Source organism: Escherichia sp. MAL-1, from assembly GCF_052948035.1.
The window spans coordinates 3672837-3692179 of record NZ_CM129609.1; the positions used below are offsets into that span (position 1 = coordinate 3672837).

The 19343-nt window shown below is 50.8% G+C and carries 20 protein-coding genes; 9 read left to right on the forward strand and 11 right to left on the reverse strand.

All coding sequences use genetic code 11. The annotated features are described in order from the left end of the window. Nucleotides 1-5 precede the first annotated feature (5 nt). On the forward strand, nucleotides 6-1736 hold the full coding sequence (locus tag ACU8XX_RS18300; RefSeq protein WP_016241939.1) for a tetratricopeptide repeat protein: 1731 nt from the start codon (nucleotides 6-8) through the stop codon (nucleotides 1734-1736). A 59-nt stretch (nucleotides 1737-1795) separates the two neighbouring features. Here ACU8XX_RS18300 and yajQ read toward each other — a convergent pair whose 3' ends face one another. Continuing rightward, nucleotides 1796-2287: a nucleotide binding protein YajQ gene (gene yajQ / locus ACU8XX_RS18305; protein WP_001138904.1), complete on the reverse strand. Its 492-nt coding sequence runs from the start codon at nucleotides 2285-2287 to the stop codon at nucleotides 1796-1798. Nucleotides 2288-2454: 167 nt separating this feature from the next. Between yajQ and panE the strand changes: the two genes are divergently transcribed. Together panE and yajL are read left to right on the forward strand one after the other, a co-directional pair. Then, nucleotides 2455-3366, forward strand: coding sequence for a 2-dehydropantoate 2-reductase (gene panE / locus ACU8XX_RS18310; protein ID WP_000705865.1), 912 nt, complete (start codon nucleotides 2455-2457; stop codon nucleotides 3364-3366). Beyond that, nucleotides 3329-3919: a protein deglycase YajL gene (gene yajL / locus ACU8XX_RS18315; protein ID WP_001276305.1), complete on the forward strand. Its 591-nt coding sequence runs from the start codon at nucleotides 3329-3331 to the stop codon at nucleotides 3917-3919. The genes panE and yajL overlap by 38 nt, the downstream gene beginning before the upstream one ends. Before the next feature lie 53 nt (nucleotides 3920-3972). Here yajL and thiI read toward each other — a convergent pair whose 3' ends face one another. Next, nucleotides 3973-5421, reverse strand: a complete 1449-nt coding sequence (gene thiI, locus ACU8XX_RS18320) for a tRNA uracil 4-sulfurtransferase ThiI (protein ID WP_000668682.1) — start codon at nucleotides 5419-5421, stop codon at nucleotides 3973-3975. Nucleotides 5422-5626: 205 nt separating this feature from the next. On the opposite strand from thiI, the gene xseB reads away from it, so the two are divergent. From xseB to yajO, 4 genes are all read left to right on the forward strand, one after another. Further along, nucleotides 5627-5869 (forward strand): exodeoxyribonuclease VII small subunit, encoded by a 243-nt coding sequence (xseB, locus tag ACU8XX_RS18325; RefSeq protein WP_001124935.1) that lies wholly within the window; start codon nucleotides 5627-5629, stop codon nucleotides 5867-5869. Further along, the gene (gene ispA, locus ACU8XX_RS18330; protein WP_000347217.1) at nucleotides 5869-6768 is read left to right on the forward strand and encodes a (2E,6E)-farnesyl diphosphate synthase; all 900 of its coding nucleotides are present in this window, start codon (nucleotides 5869-5871) and stop codon (nucleotides 6766-6768) included. The genes xseB and ispA overlap by 1 nt, the downstream gene beginning before the upstream one ends. Before the next feature lie 24 nt (nucleotides 6769-6792). Then, nucleotides 6793-8655 carry a 1-deoxy-D-xylulose-5-phosphate synthase gene (gene dxs / locus ACU8XX_RS18335; RefSeq protein WP_000006806.1) on the forward strand — a complete coding sequence of 621 codons (1863 nt, stop codon included), beginning with the start codon at nucleotides 6793-6795 and terminating at the stop codon, nucleotides 8653-8655. A gap of 179 nt (nucleotides 8656-8834) precedes the next feature. Then, entirely contained in the window at nucleotides 8835-9809 is a 975-nt protein-coding gene (gene yajO / locus ACU8XX_RS18340) for a 1-deoxyxylulose-5-phosphate synthase YajO (RefSeq protein WP_001199800.1), read from the forward strand. Between the two features lie 53 nt (nucleotides 9810-9862). Here the strand turns inward: yajO and pgpA are convergent, their stop codons facing one another. From pgpA to nrdR, 6 genes are all read right to left on the reverse strand, one after another. Further along, nucleotides 9863-10381 (reverse strand): phosphatidylglycerophosphatase A, encoded by a 519-nt coding sequence (gene pgpA, locus ACU8XX_RS18345; RefSeq protein WP_000154044.1) that lies wholly within the window; start codon nucleotides 10379-10381, stop codon nucleotides 9863-9865. Beyond that, a complete protein-coding gene (gene thiL, locus ACU8XX_RS18350) occupies nucleotides 10359-11336 on the reverse strand; it encodes a thiamine-phosphate kinase (RefSeq protein WP_000742107.1) in 978 nt (325 codons plus the stop codon). The genes pgpA and thiL overlap by 23 nt, the downstream gene beginning before the upstream one ends. 77 nt (nucleotides 11337-11413) lie before the next feature. Then, nucleotides 11414-11833 (reverse strand): transcription antitermination factor NusB, encoded by a 420-nt coding sequence (gene nusB, locus ACU8XX_RS18355; protein ID WP_000801125.1) that lies wholly within the window; start codon nucleotides 11831-11833, stop codon nucleotides 11414-11416. 19 nt (nucleotides 11834-11852) lie between these two features. Then, nucleotides 11853-12323 carry a 6,7-dimethyl-8-ribityllumazine synthase gene (gene ribH / locus ACU8XX_RS18360; protein WP_001021161.1) on the reverse strand — a complete coding sequence of 157 codons (471 nt, stop codon included), beginning with the start codon at nucleotides 12321-12323 and terminating at the stop codon, nucleotides 11853-11855. Between the two features lie 88 nt (nucleotides 12324-12411). Further along, nucleotides 12412-13515 (reverse strand): bifunctional diaminohydroxyphosphoribosylaminopyrimidine deaminase/5-amino-6-(5-phosphoribosylamino)uracil reductase RibD, encoded by a 1104-nt coding sequence (gene ribD / locus ACU8XX_RS18365; RefSeq protein ID WP_001150456.1) that lies wholly within the window; start codon nucleotides 13513-13515, stop codon nucleotides 12412-12414. Between the two features lie 3 nt (nucleotides 13516-13518). Further along, nucleotides 13519-13968: a transcriptional regulator NrdR gene (nrdR, locus tag ACU8XX_RS18370; protein WP_000543535.1), complete on the reverse strand. Its 450-nt coding sequence runs from the start codon at nucleotides 13966-13968 to the stop codon at nucleotides 13519-13521. Nucleotides 13969-14118: 150 nt separating this feature from the next. On the opposite strand from nrdR, the gene ACU8XX_RS18375 reads away from it, so the two are divergent. Together ACU8XX_RS18375 and tsx are read left to right on the forward strand one after the other, a co-directional pair. Further along, complete coding sequence (locus ACU8XX_RS18375) at nucleotides 14119-14658, forward strand: SadB/YajI family lipoprotein (RefSeq protein ID WP_001301329.1); 540 nt, start codon at nucleotides 14119-14121, stop codon at nucleotides 14656-14658. A 298-nt stretch (nucleotides 14659-14956) separates the two neighbouring features. Beyond that, on the forward strand, nucleotides 14957-15841 hold the full coding sequence (tsx, locus tag ACU8XX_RS18380; RefSeq protein ID WP_001295328.1) for a nucleoside-specific channel-forming protein Tsx: 885 nt from the start codon (nucleotides 14957-14959) through the stop codon (nucleotides 15839-15841). Nucleotides 15842-16017: 176 nt separating this feature from the next. Here tsx and yajD read toward each other — a convergent pair whose 3' ends face one another. From yajD to secD, 3 genes are all read right to left on the reverse strand, one after another. Continuing rightward, nucleotides 16018-16365, reverse strand: a complete 348-nt coding sequence (yajD, locus tag ACU8XX_RS18385; protein ID WP_000974813.1) for an HNH nuclease YajD — start codon at nucleotides 16363-16365, stop codon at nucleotides 16018-16020. Nucleotides 16366-16492: 127 nt separating this feature from the next. Further along, nucleotides 16493-17464 (reverse strand): protein translocase subunit SecF, encoded by a 972-nt coding sequence (gene secF / locus ACU8XX_RS18390; RefSeq protein WP_000046637.1) that lies wholly within the window; start codon nucleotides 17462-17464, stop codon nucleotides 16493-16495. Between the two features lie 10 nt (nucleotides 17465-17474). Continuing rightward, entirely contained in the window at nucleotides 17475-19322 is a 1848-nt protein-coding gene (gene secD / locus ACU8XX_RS18395; protein ID WP_000934822.1) for a protein translocase subunit SecD, read from the reverse strand. Nucleotides 19323-19343 lie beyond the last annotated feature (21 nt).

Sequence of the window (19343 nt, forward strand, 5' to 3'; positions counted from 1 at the left end):
TTGCGATGAAAGCGAAATCTACTTTGTTATTAATGATTTTATCTGTTTTTTATTCTCATCAGGTTTTATCCAGCGAACCCACTCAGCCGGATGTTTATTCTGTCGTCGAGCAAAAACTAAACTCTGCTTTACCTCTGGAAGAAAATACCACCTTCAGATCGCAGGCTGAATGGTTTAATTTGCAATATGAATTATTAGTATCTGGCTACCCTGAACGTGCTTACAATTTACTGAGCAAACTTGAAACAGAATCGAAAAACGCTAAATATTATCTGGATTTAACTGCCTCCAGAGTCGCTGAAGAAGGAGCACCAGAGACAGCCTTAACTTTTTTATCAAAAATTGGGTTAAATAAACCGGCTACTCTTACATCCTTTGAGAGCTATATCAATAGCTGGATAAAAAGCAAACAACCCGAAAAGGCTATGCAGCTTCTCAGCCTCGATGACAATGCCCTGCATTATTATTTACCTACTGTGTTAGTCGCATATCAGAGCGTTCCTGATAAGGCAATAAGTATTTATAATACTGTATATGGTGATAATGTTGTTATACCCTATCAGCAAGTCACCATGTTACTTACAGTTGCGGAGGGTTATCAAACAAAAGGCGATATAAAAAACACCATTCATTATGCCGATAAGGCGCTGAATATGTTTGATAAAGCTATTGCTGTAGATAGCAGTCGTGAATCCCATTATGGTGATGAGTATTTGAAACTCATGAATATCTACGCCGCCAATGGCAACAAAGAAAAAGCGGTGGTTTTATCTCAACGTCTACACAAAGCCATTACCGAATCTCAATCGAATTACTTAAGTACTCTGGAAGGAATTTTATTGTTTTATAGAAATAATGATATGCAGCAAGACTATCAAAACAGCCTTTCAAATTACATAGTATTTATCGATAAAATTTTTGCCTTTTCCCCATCAACAAGAAGTGAATTAAGCCTCATTAATTTATTAAATTCATTAAATGAGGTGGAATTGATGAAAAAACGTCTGGTGCTTCTGATGACAGCACCAGAATACGCTTGTTATGATAGTCAGTATTGTTATGAAGACAAAGTCAGCGCATTAAAAATCCTGTATAGTCATCAGGACAATGAGCTAATGGACAAATATTTCACGACTCTTCTTAAAGAGATCAGTAATCAACCATTAGAAGACTGGGATTTAATAATAAGTAATACTGGTGAAAAACTTAGTGAAGTGGGTCTAACCAAATATGCTCAACATCTCGCATCTTTCGCTGAAGAATTTTATATAAAAGAGCAAAAATCACATTCTGAAAGTGAAATGAGAGGACTATTTTCATCACTTGCCGAATTATATAGTTTTGGTAACGATACTGCCAGCGCAAACCGAGTGTTGCATCAGCATGTCCCTGCCTTCAATACAGATCATATGATTCAATATTATATAAATGCCAAAGAATGGAACAATGCCAGGGAATTATTGATAAAAGAGGAAATGTTGGGTATGCATAATCTGATATTGTTGGAGAATATTTGTATGCAAAAAAATGCAGAATGCATGGCACACATTACCTTTACGCTTAATAAATTAACAACACAACCAGCAATAACAAAAATAGATAGCGTGGGTAATGAGCAACTTTATCAGATTGGCAAAATCTACCATAAGTTGGAAATTAAACCTGAGCCAGAGCAACAGGTTTTAATTCAGTCGCTTTATGACCGGGCATCAGGAAGCGCCTCTGCAACTCAATAAATGCATGGTCAAAAGGGCCACCACGGTGGCCCTGACAATCAGTAGCTATATCCAGAAAGTTAATCGCGGAAATTTTTGAACTGGAACGGCTGACCGAGATCGCCACCACGTACCATCGCCATGACAGCCTGCAAATCATCACGAGATTTGCCAGTCACGCGGATCTCATCGCCCTGAATTTGCGCCTGCACTTTCAGTTTGCTGTCTTTGATCATCTTGACGATTTTTTTCTGGGTCGCGCTCTCAATGCCCTGTTTCAGTTTCGCTTCCACAAACCAGGTTTTACCGCTATGAACGATATTTTCCGGTACATCCAGTGAACTGCCTTCAATGCCGCGCTTCAGCAGCTTGGCACGCAGAATATCCAGCAACTGATTGACCTGGAAATCGGACTCGCTCAACACTTTGATGGTTTTGCTGGCGTCGTTCAGCTCAAATGAGGCTTCAACGTTACGGAAGTCAAAACGGGACTCCACTTCGCGGCTCGCGTTATCGACCGCGTTACGTGCTTCCTGAAGATCAACTTCAGAGACAATATCGAAAGATGGCATCTTTTCCTCTCCCTTCATTTTTGATGCGAAGCATAATACCCGCAAAGTTAAATAACCGACAGTCCTGCACCAGGACGTATCCCTTAATTGTGCATAGTCGCAACAGCATGCACAATTAAGGGATAGCCTTATTGAACACCCGGAGTGGTTGCGGGTGAGGAGGAACAATGAAAATTACCGTATTGGGATGCGGTGCCTTAGGGCAATTATGGCTTACAGCACTTTGCAAACAGGGTCATGAAGTTCAGGGCTGGCTGCGCGTACCGCAACCTTATTGTAGCGTGAATCTGGTTGAGACAGATGGTTCGATATTTAACGAATCGCTGACCGCCAACGATCCCGATTTTCTCGCCACCAGCGATCTGCTCCTGGTGACGCTGAAAGCATGGCAGGTTTCCGATGCCGTCAAAAGCCTCGCGTCCACACTGCCTGTAACTACGCCAATACTGTTAATTCACAACGGCATGGGCACCATCGAAGAGTTGCAAAACATTCAGCAGCCATTACTGATGGGCACCACCACCCATGCAGCCCGCCGCGACGGCAATGTCATTATTCATGTGGCAAACGGTATCACGCATATTGGCCCGGCACGGCAACAGGACGGGGATTACAGTTATCTGGCGGATATTTTGCAAACCGTGTTGCCTGACGTTGCCTGGCATAACAATATTCGCGCCGAGCTGTGGCGCAAGCTGGCAGTCAACTGCGTGATTAATCCACTGACTGCCATCTGGAATTGCCCGAACGGTGAATTACGTCATCATCCGCAAGAAATTATGCAGATATGCGAAGAAGTCGCGGCGGTGATCGAACGCGAAGGGCATCATACTTCAGCAGAAGATTTGCGTGATTACGTGATGCAGGTGATTGATGCCACAGCGGAAAATATCTCGTCGATGTTGCAGGATATCCGCGCGCTGCGCCACACTGAAATCGACTATATCAATGGTTTTCTCTTACGCCGCGCCCGCGCGCATGGGATTGCCGTACCGGAAAACACCCGCCTGTTTGAAATGGTAAAAAGAAAGGAGAGTGAATATGAGCGCATCGGCACTGGTTTGCCTCGCCCCTGGTAGTGAAGAGACTGAAGCCGTCACCACTATCGATCTGCTGGTTCGCGGCGGTATCAAAGTCACCACTGCCAGCGTCGCCAGCGATGGTAACCTGGCGATTACCTGCTCGCGCGGCGTGAAGCTGCTGGCGGATGCGCCGCTGGTCGAAGTGGCTGATGGCGAATATGACGTGATCGTGCTGCCTGGTGGCATTAAAGGCGCGGAGTGTTTTCGCGATAGCACTCTGCTGGTTGAAACCGTTAAACAGTTCCACCGTTCCGGGCGTATCGTCGCGGCTATTTGCGCCGCGCCAGCCACCGTGCTGGTGCCGCACGATATCTTCCCGATTGGTAATATGACCGGCTTCCCGACGCTGAAAGACAAAATTCCCGCCGAACAATGGCTGGACAAGCGCGTCGTCTGGGATGCACGGGTAAAATTGCTGACCAGCCAGGGGCCGGGTACAGCTATCGACTTTGGTCTGAAAATTATCGACCTGTTGGTTGGGCGTGAAAAAGCCCATGAAGTGGCATCACAACTGGTGATGGCGGCAGGGATTTATAATTATTACGAGTAGTGTCGGATGCGGCAAACGTCGCATCTGACCAGATGCGACGTAAAAACCACAAATTACGGGCGATATACCTTCACATTGTTAAAGCCCTGCTCGCGCAGATAGAGCGCCTGCAGACGGCTCATCACCCCGCGCTCACACCACAGCAGCCAAGTTTTGTTCTGGTCGAGATCGCCAAATTTGGTGCTCAGTTTATAGAACGGCAGAGAAACCACATCAATCCCTTCGACTTTCAGTGGCTTATCTTCCTGTTCATCGATAGAACGGATATCGAGGATCACGTCGTTCGGGCCGAAGCCATTGACGGTTTCCACTTCCACCACTTCCTGCTCGGTCTGCTGGGCGATTTCGCGGATATCAACGTTATTCGCCTCCTCAACCACTTTATCGAGAATGCTGAAGTCGAACTTCTCTTCTTCCGCTTCAATCTTCGATTTAACCGCTTTCACCGTCGGGCTTTTGGAGATCACGCCACAATATTCCGGCATCGTGCGAGCAAAGTCTTCAGTGCCAATCTGGCGGGCCAGGTTGATGATGTGCTCTTTGTCGTAAGAAATCAGCGGACGCAGGATCAGCGTATCAGAGACGTTATCAATCAGGCGCAGGTTGGTCAGCGTCTGACTGGACACCTGGCCGAGCGCTTCGCCGGTGACCAGCGCCTGTACGCCGTAACGTTCAGCCACTTTAGACGCGGCACGCACCATCATACGTTTGAGGATAACGCCCATCTGACCGTCGTCGATTTTCTCGAGAATTTCCCCGACGACCGGTTCGAAATTAATAGCGACAAAACGCACGCGGTGGGAGCTGCCAAAACGATTCCACAGATAATGCGCCACCTGACGCACGCCAATTTCATGCGCCGCGCCGCCGAGGTTAAAGAAGCAGTAATGCACGCGGCAGCCGCGACGCATCAACATATAACTGGAAACACCGGAGTCGAAACCACCGGAAATGAGCGACAGCACATCTTCCTGGGTGCCGATCGGGAAACCGCCAATACCTTCGTAGCGGCCTTTAATCAGCAGGAGACGATCGTCTTCCACTTCCAGATGGACAGTCACTTCCGGATTGGTCAGCTTCACGCGCGCGGACTCAATATGCTGATTTAAACCGCCGCCGACGTAACGTTCCACATCAATCGAGCTAAAATCATGTTTGCCACGGCGCTTCACGCGTACGCAGAAGGTTTTGCCTTCCAGCTGATCGCGATACTGAACCAACGCTTTCTCGAAAATATCGTGCATGTCGGTAAACGGCACGTCTTCGACTTCGAGAATATGGTGGATACCCGGAATACGGGTCAGGGCGTCGCGAATAGCCAGACGCTGGTTTTCATCTTTTGCGCGAACTTCGATGTTATCCCAGTGGCGGACGACAGCGAGCGTCTCATCATAGTGCTTTAAAACGTTACGAATGTTCCCGGTAAGGATTTTTATAAAGCGCAAGCGCACAGATTGGCTTTTGATGGTGATTTCCGGGAACAATTTAATGATAAACTTCATGGCGGCAATGGTTCGTTGGCAAGCCTTAAGCGACTTGTATAGGGAAAAATACAGCAGCCCACACCTGCGGCTGCATCCAGGCGCGGAAGTATACCACTAACATCGCTTTGCTGCGCACATCACCTTACCATTGCGCGTTATTTGCTATTTGCCCTGAGTCCGTTACCATGACGGGGCGAAAAATATTGAGAGTCAGACATTCATTATGCCGAAGAAAAATGAGGCTCCCGCCAGCTTTGAAAAGGCGCTGAGCGAGCTGGAACAGATTGTAACCCGTCTGGAAAGTGGCGACCTGCCGCTGGAAGAGGCGCTGAACGAGTTCGAACGCGGCGTGCAGCTGGCACGTCAGGGGCAGGCCAAATTACAACAAGCTGAACAGCGCGTACAAATTCTGCTGTCTGACAATGAAGACGCCTCTCTAACCCCTTTTACACCGGACAATGAGTAATGGACTTTCCGCAGCAACTCGAAGCCTGCGTTAAGCAGGCCAACCAGGCGCTGAGCCGTTTTATCGCCCCACTGCCCTTTCAGAACACTCCCGTGGTCGAAACCATGCAGTATGGCGCATTATTAGGTGGTAAGCGCCTGCGACCTTTTCTGGTTTATGCCACCGGTCATATGTTCGGCGTTAGCACAAACACGCTGGACGCACCCGCTGCTGCCGTAGAGTGTATCCACGCTTACTCATTAATTCATGATGATTTACCGGCGATGGATGATGACGATCTGCGTCGCGGTTTGCCGACCTGCCATGTGAAGTTTGGCGAAGCGAACGCGATTCTCGCTGGCGACGCTTTACAAACGCTGGCGTTCTCGATTTTAAGCGATGCTGATATGCCGGAAGTGTCGGATCGCGACAGAATTTCGATGATTTCTGAACTGGCGAGCGCCAGCGGTATTGCCGGAATGTGTGGTGGTCAGGCGTTGGATTTAGACGCGGAAGGCAAACACGTACCTCTGGACGCGCTTGAGCGTATTCATCGTCATAAAACCGGCGCATTGATTCGCGCCGCCGTTCGCCTTGGCGCATTAAGCGCCGGAGATAAAGGGCGTCGTGCTCTGCCAGTACTCGACAAGTACGCAGAGAGCATCGGCCTTGCCTTCCAGGTTCAGGATGACATCCTGGATGTGGTAGGAGATACTGCAACGTTGGGAAAACGCCAGGGTGCCGACCAGCAACTTGGTAAAAGTACCTACCCTGCACTTCTGGGTCTTGAGCAAGCCCGGAAGAAAGCCCGGGATCTGATCGACGATGCCCGTCAGTCGCTGAAACAACTGGCTGAACAATCACTCGATACCTCGGCACTGGAAGCGCTAGCGGACTACATCATCCAGCGTAATAAATAAACAATAAGTATTAATAGGCCCCTGATGAGTTTTGATATTGCCAAATACCCGACCCTGGCACTGGTCGACTCCACCCAGGAGTTACGACTGTTGCCGAAAGAGAGTTTACCGAAACTCTGCGACGAACTGCGCCGCTATTTACTCGACAGCGTGAGCCGTTCCAGCGGGCACTTCGCCTCCGGGCTGGGCACGGTCGAACTGACCGTGGCGCTGCACTATGTCTACAACACCCCGTTTGACCAATTGATTTGGGATGTGGGGCATCAGGCTTATCCGCATAAAATTTTGACCGGACGCCGCGACAAAATCGGCACCATCCGTCAGAAAGGCGGCCTGCACCCGTTCCCGTGGCGCGGCGAAAGCGAATATGACGTATTAAGCGTCGGGCATTCATCAACCTCCATCAGTGCCGGAATTGGTATTGCGGTTGCTGCCGAGAAAGAAGGCAAAAATCGCCGTACCGTCTGTGTAATCGGCGATGGCGCGATTACCGCAGGCATGGCGTTTGAAGCGATGAATCACGCGGGCGATATCCGTCCTGATATGCTGGTGGTCCTCAACGACAACGAAATGTCGATTTCCGAAAATGTCGGCGCGCTCAACAACCATCTGGCGCAGCTGCTTTCCGGTAAGCTTTACTCTTCACTGCGCGAAGGCGGGAAAAAAGTTTTCTCTGGCGTGCCACCCATTAAAGAGCTACTCAAACGTACCGAAGAACATATTAAAGGCATGGTAGTCCCTGGCACGTTGTTTGAAGAGCTGGGCTTTAACTACATCGGCCCGGTTGACGGTCACGATGTGCTGGGGCTTATCACCACGCTGAAGAACATGCGTGACCTGAAAGGCCCGCAGTTCCTGCATATCATGACCAAAAAAGGTCGTGGTTATGAACCGGCAGAAAAAGACCCAATCACTTTCCACGCCGTGCCTAAATTTGATCCCTCCAGCGGTTGTTTGCCGAAAAGTAGCGGCGGTTTGCCGAGCTATTCAAAAATCTTTGGCGACTGGTTGTGCGAAACGGCAGCGAAAGACAACAAGCTGATGGCGATTACTCCGGCGATGCGTGAAGGTTCCGGTATGGTCGAGTTTTCTCGTAAATTCCCGGATCGCTATTTTGATGTAGCGATTGCCGAGCAACACGCAGTGACCTTTGCTGCGGGACTGGCCATTGGTGGATACAAACCCATTGTCGCGATCTACTCCACCTTCCTGCAACGCGCCTATGATCAGGTGCTGCATGACGTGGCAATTCAAAAACTCCCGGTCCTGTTCGCCATCGACCGCGCGGGCATTGTTGGTGCTGACGGTCAAACCCATCAGGGTGCTTTTGATCTCTCTTACCTGCGCTGCATACCGGAAATGGTCATTATGACCCCGAGCGATGAAAACGAATGTCGCCAGATGCTCTATACCGGCTATCACTATAACGATGGCCCGTCAGCGGTGCGCTACCCGCGTGGCAACGCGGTAGGCGTGGAGCTGACGCCGCTGGAAAAACTGCCAATTGGCAAAGGCATTGTGAAGCGTCGTGGCGAGAAACTGGCGATCCTTAACTTTGGTACGCTGATGCCAGACGCGGCGAAAGTCGCTGAATCGCTGAACGCCACGCTGGTCGATATGCGTTTTGTGAAACCGCTTGATGAAGCGTTAATTCTGGAAATGGCCGCCAGCCATGAAGCGCTGGTCACCGTAGAAGAAAACGCCATTATGGGCGGCGCAGGTAGCGGAGTGAACGAAGTGCTGATGGCCCATCGTAAACCAGTACCCGTGCTGAACATTGGTCTGCCGGACTTCTTTATTCCGCAAGGAACTCAGGAAGAAATGCGCGCCGAACTCGGCCTCGATGCCGCCGGTATGGAAGCCAAAATCAAGGCCTGGCTGGCATAATCCCTACTCCACTCCTGCTATGCTTAACAAATTATTCATAGACTCTAAATAATTCGAGTTGCAGGAAGGCGGCAAACGAGTGAAGCCCCAGGAGCTTACATAAGTAAGTGACTGGGGTGAACGAATGCAGCCGCAGCACATGCAACTTGAAGTATGACGAGTATGGCAGGAGTGGCAGCATGCAATACAACCCCTTAGGAAAAACCGACCTTCGCGTTTCCCGACTTTGCCTCGGCTGTATGACCTTTGGCGAGCCAGATCGTGGTAATCACGCATGGACACTGCCGGAAGAAAGCAGCCGTCCCATAATTAAACGCGCGCTGGAAGGCGGCATAAATTTCTTTGACACCGCCAATAGCTATTCCGATGGCAGCAGCGAAGAGATCGTCGGTCGCGCACTGCGGGATTTCGCCCGTCGTGAAGACGTGGTCGTTGCCACCAAAGTATTCCATCGCGTTGGTGATTTGCCGGAAGGATTATCCCGTGCGCAAATATTGCGCTCTATCGACGACAGCCTGCGCCGTCTCGGCATGGATTATGTCGATATCCTGCAAATTCATCGCTGGGATTACAACACGCCGATCGAAGAGACGCTGGAAGCCCTGAACGACGTGGTAAAAGCCGGGAAAGCGCGTTATATCGGCGCGTCATCAATGCACGCTTCGCAGTTTGCTCAGGCACTGGAACTCCAAAAACAGCATGGCTGGGCGCAGTTTGTCAGTATGCAGGATCACTACAATCTGATTTATCGCGAAGAAGAGCGCGAGATGCTGCCACTGTGTTATCAGGAGGGCGTGGCGGTGATTCCGTGGAGCCCGCTGGCGCGGGGGCGACTGACGCGTCCGTGGGGAGAAACTACCGCACGACTGGTGTCTGATGAGGTGGGGAAAAATCTCTATAAAGAAAGCGATGAAAATGACGCGCAGATCGCAGAGCGGTTAACGGGCGTCAGTGAAGAACTCGGTGCAACACGAGCACAAGTTGCGCTGGCCTGGTTGTTGAGTAAACCGGGCATTGCCGCACCGATTATCGGTACATCGCGGGAAGAACAGCTTGATGAGCTATTGAACGCGGTGGATATCACTTTGAAGCCGGAACAGATTGCCGAACTGGAAACGCCGTATAAACCGCATCCGGTAGTAGGATTTAAATAAGAGTCCAGGCCTGATGAGACGCAACAAGCGTCACATCAGGCATCGGTGCACAACTACGACAGAATGCCCAGCGGCCAGTGATGACCAATAAAGTACAGGATGCCAGCGGAGATCACCCCGGCGACAATATCATCTATCATGATCCCCATGCCGCCATGCACATTGCGATCAAACCAGCGGATCGGCCACGGTTTCCACATATCCAGAATACGGAAAATCACAAACCCGGCGGCAACCCACTGCCAGTCATTGGTCGGCAGCGCCATGAGCGTGATCCACATACCAATAAATTCGTCCCAGACAATGCTGCCGTGATCGTGCACGCCCATATCTTTTGCGGTCTGATGACAAAGATAGACGCCGATACAGATCCCCAGCATCACCACCAGCGAGTAGAGCTGCCAGGGCAAAAAGGTCATCAGATACCAGAACGGAATCGCTGCCAGCGAGCCCATCGTCCCAGGAACGATCGGGCTTAATCCACTTCCGAATCCGACAGCAAGCAGATGCCACGGATTACTCATCTTCAGGCGACTTTTCGCGACATCTTTATGGCGTGGCAAAATGGTCATATCCTTTCCAGTCAAACGTGACAGGTTCGCCGTCACGAATAAAACAAAGCCCTTCGATATCGGCGGTCATTTGCCCGATACAGGTAAACGGTACGCCAAGGTGTCCGAGAGCAACATCCAGCGCGCCACGGTTCAGTTCCGGCACCGTGAAACACAACTCGTAATCTTCACCGCCAGAGAGCGCCCAGCGCAGCGCCTGTTCCGGTTCAACATGGCGAGAAAGCGCATCAGAAAACGGCAGCAATGCCAGGTCAATACGTGCGCCGCAGTCGCTGGCTTTCACGATATGCCCGAGATCGGAAATCAGACCGTCAGAGAGATCGATAGCTGAATTTGCCAGATCGCGCAGTGCCTGCCCCTGTAAAATACGCGGCGATGGACGGAGATGACGTTTGATCAAGTAGTCAGCATCTTTAGCATCGGCAACCTGCAAACGGTTTTGCAAAATCGCCAGCCCGGCGGCGCTATCGCCCGGTGTACCGGTCACATAGATCCAGTCACCCGGTTTCGCCCCAGAGCGCGTTAAGGCTCGTCCCATCGGAACAAAGCCGTGGATACCCAACGTCATTGATAATGGCCCACGCGTGGTATCGCCGCCAATGAGTTGCATATCGTAATAATTGAGAAGATCAAACAAACTGTCGCTGAAGGACTCAAGCCACGCTTCGTCTACGTCCGGTAAGGTTAATGCCAGCGTCAGCCAGGCCGGATCGGCCCCCATCGCTGCCAGATCGCTTAGGTTCACCGCCAGTGCTTTATAAGCCAGATCAGCAGGATCGATATCAGGGAGGAAATGGTTACCCGCCACCAGCGTATCAGTGCTGATCGCCAGGGTCTGTTTCTCGGGGATATTGAGAAGTGCGCAATCGTCGCCGATGCCCAGTTCGACATCAAGACGAGAACTTCTTACACGGTCAAAATAACGGGCAATCAGGGAGAACTCGCCACATGCCATACGTTATGCCTCAGCAGGTAAAAAAGAAAAGGCCGGCGATCATGGAACGGTCTTCCGTGAATCTACCGGCCTGGATATCACTTTTTGTTAGGGCGAATCACAGGTGCTGCTTTATCGAGTACGCCGTTGACGAACTTATGGCTGTCTTCTGCGCCGAACGATTTCGCCAGTTCGATCGCTTCGTTAATGGCCACTTTGTATGGCACATCGCTACGTTTAGACAGTTCGTACAGCGCAATGCGCAGTACTGCTTTTTCTACCTGTCCCAGTTCTTCCAGCAGGCGGGACAGGTATGGCTTCATCAGTCCGTCGAGGTATGCGGTATTAGTCGCCACCCCGGCCAGCAGCTCACGGAAGTACAGGACGTCAACGTCTTTTACATCCTGTTCAGCCAGGAACTGGTATTCAACATCAGCGATGTCGTTCTGGGACAACTGCCAGGAGTAGAGCGCCTGGACGGCACACTCACGAGCGCGGCGACGAGCAGCAGGTTTCACGGATTTCCCCTTACTAATTTCAGGCCTTGATGGCTTTCAATACATTAATCATTTCAAGCGCGGTCAGTGCAGCTTCTGCACCTTTGTTGCCAGCTTTGGTGCCAGCACGTTCGATCGCTTGTTCAATGCTTTCAGTGGTCAGAACCCCAAAAGCAACCGGAATTTCGCTGTCCTGGGCAACATGCGCCAGGCCGTTGCTTGCACCACCAGCGACATATTCAAAGTGGGCAGTGCCACCACGAATAACCGTACCCAGCGCAATCACCGCGTCGTATTTACCGGTTTTAGCCAGTGCACCCGCCGCCAGCGGCAGCTCATAGGCACCAGGCACCCAAACAACGGTAATGTTTTCATCTTTTACCTGACCGATACGTTTCAGTGCGTCAATTGCACCTTCCAGCAGGCTGTCATTGATAAAGTTGTTGAAACGCGCGATGGTGATGGCGACGCGAGCGTCCGGGGTAGCAACGTTAGCTTCAATAATGTTCATTTTCTTCCTTCGGGTTCGAGTATGGCCCCGCAGGGGGGCGGATTTTAGCATAATATTTCGTGCGCTGCTTCCCTTTCGAGCCGGGAGATCATGCACCTACTAAATGCAGGCAAACATCCGGGCCTACATGACGTATCTCTTTGAATTTAAATTGGGGGGCGTCGGCTAATTTCTCAAGCCCTGGCAGCGAGCATAATCCACGGGCGTCGCTGCCTAATAGTTTAGGTGCGATATAGACAATCAGCTCATCGACTAAACCCGCCTGCAGCAATGCGCCAGCGAGCGTTGGCCCCGCTTCCACCCAGATGCTGTTAATTTGCTGTTTACCCAGTTGCATCATCAGTACAACCAGATCCAGATGACCTTTATGCGCTGGAATCAGCAAGGTACGCACCGTTTCCGGCCACTCACGAGAATCTTCCTGCGTACGCGCGAACCAGGTTTCGCCGGGCTGCTGCACAATGCGATGTACCGGCGTCACGCGATTTTGGCTATCAATCACAATACGTATCGGCTGACGGAGATTTTGTTGCGGATAGAGCGCCTGAGTTTGTTCATCCAGTTCAGACCAACGCACCGTTAAGGCAGGATCATCCGCCAGCACCGTGGCGCTGCTGGTTAAAATGGCATGACTTTGCGCGCGCAGTAGTTGTACATCACGCCGCGCCTGGGGCGAAGTGATCCACTGGCTTTCGCCGCTCGCCATCGCCGTGCGACCATCAAGCGATGCGCCAAGTTTTAACTGAATATAAGGAAAGCCGGTGCGCATCCGCTTGAGAAAGCCTTTATTCAATTGCTCGGCTTCACTCATCATCAGGCCGTGGCTGACGTCAATGCCAGCCTGTTGCAGACGGTAAAGTCCACGCCCAGCGACCTGCGGGTTAGGATCTTGCATCGAGGCAACCACGCGCGCTACGCCAGCGGCGATGAGTGCGTCACAGCACGGTGGCGTACGACCATGATGGCTACAGGGTTCGAGTGTGACATAGGCGGTCGCACCTTTGGCTTTTTCACCCGCCATACGCAACGCGTGTACTTCGGCATGTGGTTCACCCGCACGTTGGTGGTAACCTTCACCGACAATTTCGCCATCTTTGACAATGACGCACCCGACATTCGGGTTGGGATGCGTGGTAAAACGTCCTCGTTGCGCCAGCTTTAGCGCCCGCGCCATGTAATACTCGTCCTGCACGGCTTAGTCCTCCAGGCGCGCGATCTCTTCGCCAAATTCTTTGATATCTTCGAAACTGCGGTAGACAGAGGCAAAACGGATATAGGCGACTTTATCGAGCTTTTTCAATTGCTCCATCACCAGATTGCCAATCATCTTGCTCGGCACTTCGCGCTCACCGGTGGCGCGCAGCTGCGATTTAATATGATTGATTGCCATTTCGACGTCATCGGAACTCACCGGACGTTTTTCCAGCGCCCGCAGCATTCCGCTACGCAATTTCTCTTCATTAAACGGTTCACGCACGTCGTTGCTTTTTACAACACGCGGCATAACCAGCTCCGCCACTTCAAAGGTGGTGAAACGTTCATTACACACCAGACACTGCCGACGGCGGCGTACGGATGAACCCTCGCCCACGAGACGAGAGTCAATTACCTTAGTGTCCACGGCGAAACAGAATGGGCAATGCATACGGCGTCCTGACCAGGTGGTTAACGGAAATCTATTTTACCCTGAACTGACGATACAACAAAGGCGCAACGCTTTTGAGATAAAGGATCGATGCTTTCGCTGCTTTTACCCTCTACCATTAGGCTAATTGCGACGAGAAAGGGACGACCTATGAATACTAACGTTTTTCGACTGCTCCTGCTGGGAAGCCTGTTCAGCCTTAGCGCCTGTGTGCAGCAAAGTGAAGTGCGACAGATGAAACACAGCGTCAGCACGCTGAACCAGGAGATGACGCAACTCAATCAAGAAACAGTCAAAATCACTCAGCAAAACAGGCTGAATGCAAAATCCAGCAGTGGGGTTTACCTTCTGCCTGGAGCGAAAACACCGGCAAGACTGGAAAGCCAGATCGGTACTTTACGTATGTCGCTGGTGAATATTACGCCTGATACAGATGGCACCACCCTGACGCTACGTATTCAGGGCGAGTCGAATGATCCCTTGCCCGCATTCAGCGGAACTGTTGAATATGGGCAAATTCAGGGAACAATAGACAACTTTCAGGAAATCAATGTGCAGAATCAATTGATTAATGCCCCTGCCAGCGTCCTTGCCCCCAGCGATGTTGATATTCCGTTACAGTTAAAGGGGATTTCTGTGGATCAATTAGGCTTTGTACGTATCCACGACATTCAACCTGTTATGCATTAAACGTATTGCGGGGCAATTTTGTGCGTCCCGCAACATCTTTCCCCGTCATTTTGTTACTCCGCTTACATCACCCAGATTGATAGTAAAAGTTTGCAACAAGGGTGAAAGTCAGTACAATCTCTGCCCGAATGTGTGTAAACGTGAACGCAATCGATTACGTAAATGATAGAACTGTGAAACGAAACATATTTTTGTGAGCAATGATTTTTATAATAGGCTCCTCTGTATACGAAATATTTAGAAACGCAATTTGCGCCTTTTTCACTCCCGCAAGGGATTTTCAAACAGTGGCATACATATGAAAAAAACATTACTGGCAGCCGGTGCGGTACTGGCGCTCTCTTCGTCTTTTACTGTCAACGCAGCTGAAAACGACAAACCGCAGTATCTTTCCGACTGGTGGCACCAGAGCGTTAACGTTGTCGGAAGCTATCACACCCGTTTCGGACCGCAGATCCGCAACGATACCTACCTTGAGTACGAAGCATTCGCTAAAAAAGACTGGTTCGACTTCTATGGTTATGCGGATGCGCCGGTATTCTTCGGCGGTAACTCCGATGCAAAAGGTATCTGGAACCACGGTTCTCCGCTGTTTATGGAAATCGAACCACGTTTCTCCATCGACAAGCTGACCAATACTGACCTTAGCTTCGGTCCGTTCAAAGAGTGGTACTTCGCGAACAACTACATTTACGACATGGGTCGTAATAAAGATGGTCGCCAGAGCACCTGGTACATGGGTCTGGGTACCGATATCGACACTGGCCTGCCGATGAGCCTGTCCATGAACGTCTATGCGAAATACCAGTGGCAGAACTATGGCGCAGCGAACGAAAACGAGTGGGACGGTTACCGTTTCAAAATTAAATACTTTGTGCCGATTACCGATCTGTGGGGCGGTCAGCTGAGCTACATCGGCTTCACCAACTTCGACTGGGGTTCCGATTTAGGGGATGACAGCGGTAACGCAATCAACGGTATTAAGACCCGTACTAATAACTCTATCGCTTCCAGCCATATTCTGGCTCTGAACTACGATCACTGGCACTACTCTGTCGTAGCTCGTTACTGGCACGACGGTGGTCAGTGGAACGACGATGCAGAACTGAACTTCGGCAACGGCAACTTCAACGTTCGCTCTACCGGCTGGGGTGGTTACCTAGTAGTAGGTTACAACTTCTGATTATGAAAATGCCGGGATTTATTCCCGGCATTTCTGATTGTTAACAACGTGTGCTTTGTTCATGCCGGATGCGGCGTAAACGCTTTGTCCGGCCAACAAAAGCACGTAAATTCAATATATTGCTGAAATAACGTAGACCTGATAAGCGTAGCGCATCAGGCAATTTTACGTTTTAATCACTTCTTCTTGTTCATCATCGCTTTCAGGTCAGCGAATGGGTTGTACTTCGCTTCACCGACATCTTTCTGCGCATCTTCCCCTGCGATAACGGTCGTACCATACTGATCCGCTTCGGTATATTTCGAATGCTCATGATCGTGGCAATAGAGACACAACAATTCCCAGTTACTGCCATCTTCCGGGTTATTGGTATGGTCGTGATCAATGTGGTGAACGGTAAGTTCACGCAGGTTGGAATAAACAAACTCGCGGGAACAGCGACCGCAGACCCACGGATAGATTTTTAATGCTTTTTCGCGATAGCCGCTTTCTAACCGCGCATAGTTTTTTGGGATGATAGCCATGAAAAGTTACCTGGATGAAATGTAGGGTTACGCGCAGTTTCCCAAGATGCGGGGATTTTCGCAATCTCCATACATCAAAAAAATCCCGATCTTCTGACCGGGATTTTCAACATCAACGGGAACTTGATTACGGCAGAATTGACGGCTGATCCGCCCCTTCTTTTTCCACTTTCTGCTGCAACATGTGTTCGCGCTTCATACCCAGTTTCAGAGCCAACGCAGATGCCACATAGATGGAAGATGCAGTACCGATGGAAACACCGATAAGCATGGTCAGCGAGAAGCCTTCCAGTACCGGACCACCGAAGAGGTACAGCATCAGGATAACCATCAAGGTAGTACCGGATGTGATCAAGGTACGGTGCAGCGTCTGGGTCAAGGACACGTTAAAGATTTCGTAAGGCGTACCGCGACGGATCTTGCGGAAGTTTTCACGAATACGGTCCGATACCACGATACTGTCGTTAAGCGAGTAACCGATAACCGACATCAACGATGCCACAATGGTCAGGTCAATCTCGATATGGAATAACGACAAAATACCCAGCGTAATGATAACGTCGTGCGCCAGCGCAATAACCACCCCTGCCGCCAGTCGCCACTCAAAGCGGAAACCTACGTACACGAGGATAGACAGCAGCGCTGCCATCAACGCCATCGCACCGGTTTGCGCAAGGTCTGCCCCCACGCTCGGACCGACGAACTCAATACGCTTCACTGCTGCATTCTGATTGGTGGATTCGTTAATCACCTTCAGAACCTGGCTGCCCAACACCTGACCGCCGGTTTCGCCTTCAGCAGGCGGCATACGGACCATGATGTCATGGCTGCTACCAAAGTTTTGCAGCATCGGCTCTTCAAAACCGGCTTTTTGCAATGCATCACGCATTACGTCAATTTCAGCCGGTTTTTCGAGCGTAATTTCAATAACCGTACCACCGGTGAAATCCAGCCCCCAGTTAAAGCCGCGCACGCCCATAATAACGATAGCGGCGATTAACAGCAGACCAGAGATGCCGAAAGCCCAGTAGTCCCAGCGCATAAAGTCATAGACTTTACGGCCATGGTTTAGTTGTTCAACAGTATATTCCTGTGCCACATCGCACTCCTCAGATTGACAGCTTCTTGACGCGCTTGCCGCCATATAGCAGGTTTACGATGGCACGCGTACCGACAATCGCGGTAAACATCGACGTCGCCACACCGATACCGGTAGTAATCGCGAACCCTTTAATTGCCCCGGTACCCACTGCGTACAGGATGATGACTTTAATCAGCGTGGTGATGTTCGCATCGAAGATAGAACTGAATGCGCCACGATAACCTTCATCAATTGCCTGTTGAACAGTACGTCCGTTGCTCAACTCTTCTTTAATACGTTCGTTGATAAGTACGTTCGCATCGACCGCTACCGCAAGTGTTAAGACGATACCCGCGATACCTGGCATACTCAGCGTTGCGCCTGGCAACAGCGACATAATGCCGACGATCAAGATCAAGTTGGCAATCAGAGCACTGGTCGCAATCAGACCAAATTTCTTATAGAAGATGATCATGAACAGAATAGAAACCAGCAGACCGGCAAGGCAAGCCTCCAGCCCCTGCTCAATGTTCTGCATACCCAGGGTCGGGCCAATGGTACGTTCTTCAACAATCTGAATCGGCGCGATCAACGCACCGGCACGCAGCAGCAGTGACAGCTGACGGGCTTCGTTCGGGTTGTTGATGCCGGTGATACGGAAGCTGTTACCCAGACGAGACTGGATGTTGGCGATGTTAATCACCTCTTCCTGTTTCACCAGAACCGCACGACCATTTGCATCTTTCTTACCGCTGTCTTTGTACTCCACAAACAGGGTTGCCATCGGTTTGCCGATGTTGTCCTTAGTGAAGTTAGACATGATGTTACCACCAGCGCTATCGAGCGAGATGTTAACCTGCGGTTGGTTGTATTCGTCCTGGCTGGAAGTGGAGTCGGTGATATGGTCACCGGTCAGAATTACGCGTTTGTACAGCACAACTGGCTGACCTTCGCGGGTCTGTTTCACTTCAGAGTCGCCCGGTACGCGACCGGATGCCGCAGCGGCCTGGTCAACGTTGGTGTTTACCAGACGGAATTCCAGCGTTGCCGTCGCACCCAGAATCTCTTTCGCACGCGCAGTGTCCTGAATACCTGGCAGTTCAACAACGATACGGTCAGCACCCTGACGCTGAACCACCGGCTCCGCCACGCCAAGTTGGTTTACACGGTTACGCAGGATATTGATGTTCTGCTGCACCGCATATTCACGCGCTTCACTCAGACGAGCATCGCTCATTACCGCACGCAGCTGGTTGCTGCCCTGGCTACTAATCACCAGGTCCGGATGGCGCTTGCTCAGATACGCAATGGCTTCATCACGAGCTTTAGCATCGCGGAAAGTAATGCTCAGGCCGTAGTTGTTTTCTTTACGAACGGTGGTATACGGGATGCCCTTTTCACGCAGATCGCTGCGCAGGCTATCGATATTTTGTTCCTGGAGTTTGCCAAGCGCGGTGTCCATATCCACTTCCATCAGGAAGTGAACGCCGCCACGCAGGTCAAGGCCGAGCTTCATCGGCTCAGCGTGAATAGCTGCCAGCCAGCGCGGTGTTGCCGGGGCAAGGTTAAGCGCCACGACGTATTTGTCACCCATAACGCCCATTAATGCTTCACGAGCGCGCAGCTGGGTGTCAGTGGAGTCGAAGCGCGCAAGAATAGCGCCCTCTTCCAGTGCCACAGACTTAGCAGTTATTTTTTCTTCTTGTAACGTTTTCTGGACCTGGATCAGCGTTTGCTCACTGGCGGCGACTCCGCGCGCACCAGTGATCTGAACAGCCGGATCCTCACCAAACAGGTTGGGAAGCGCATACAGCAGACCGATGACAATCACCACGATCAGCATGACGTACTTCCACAAAGGATAACGGTTTAACACGGCAATTCCCTTAGGGAAAAA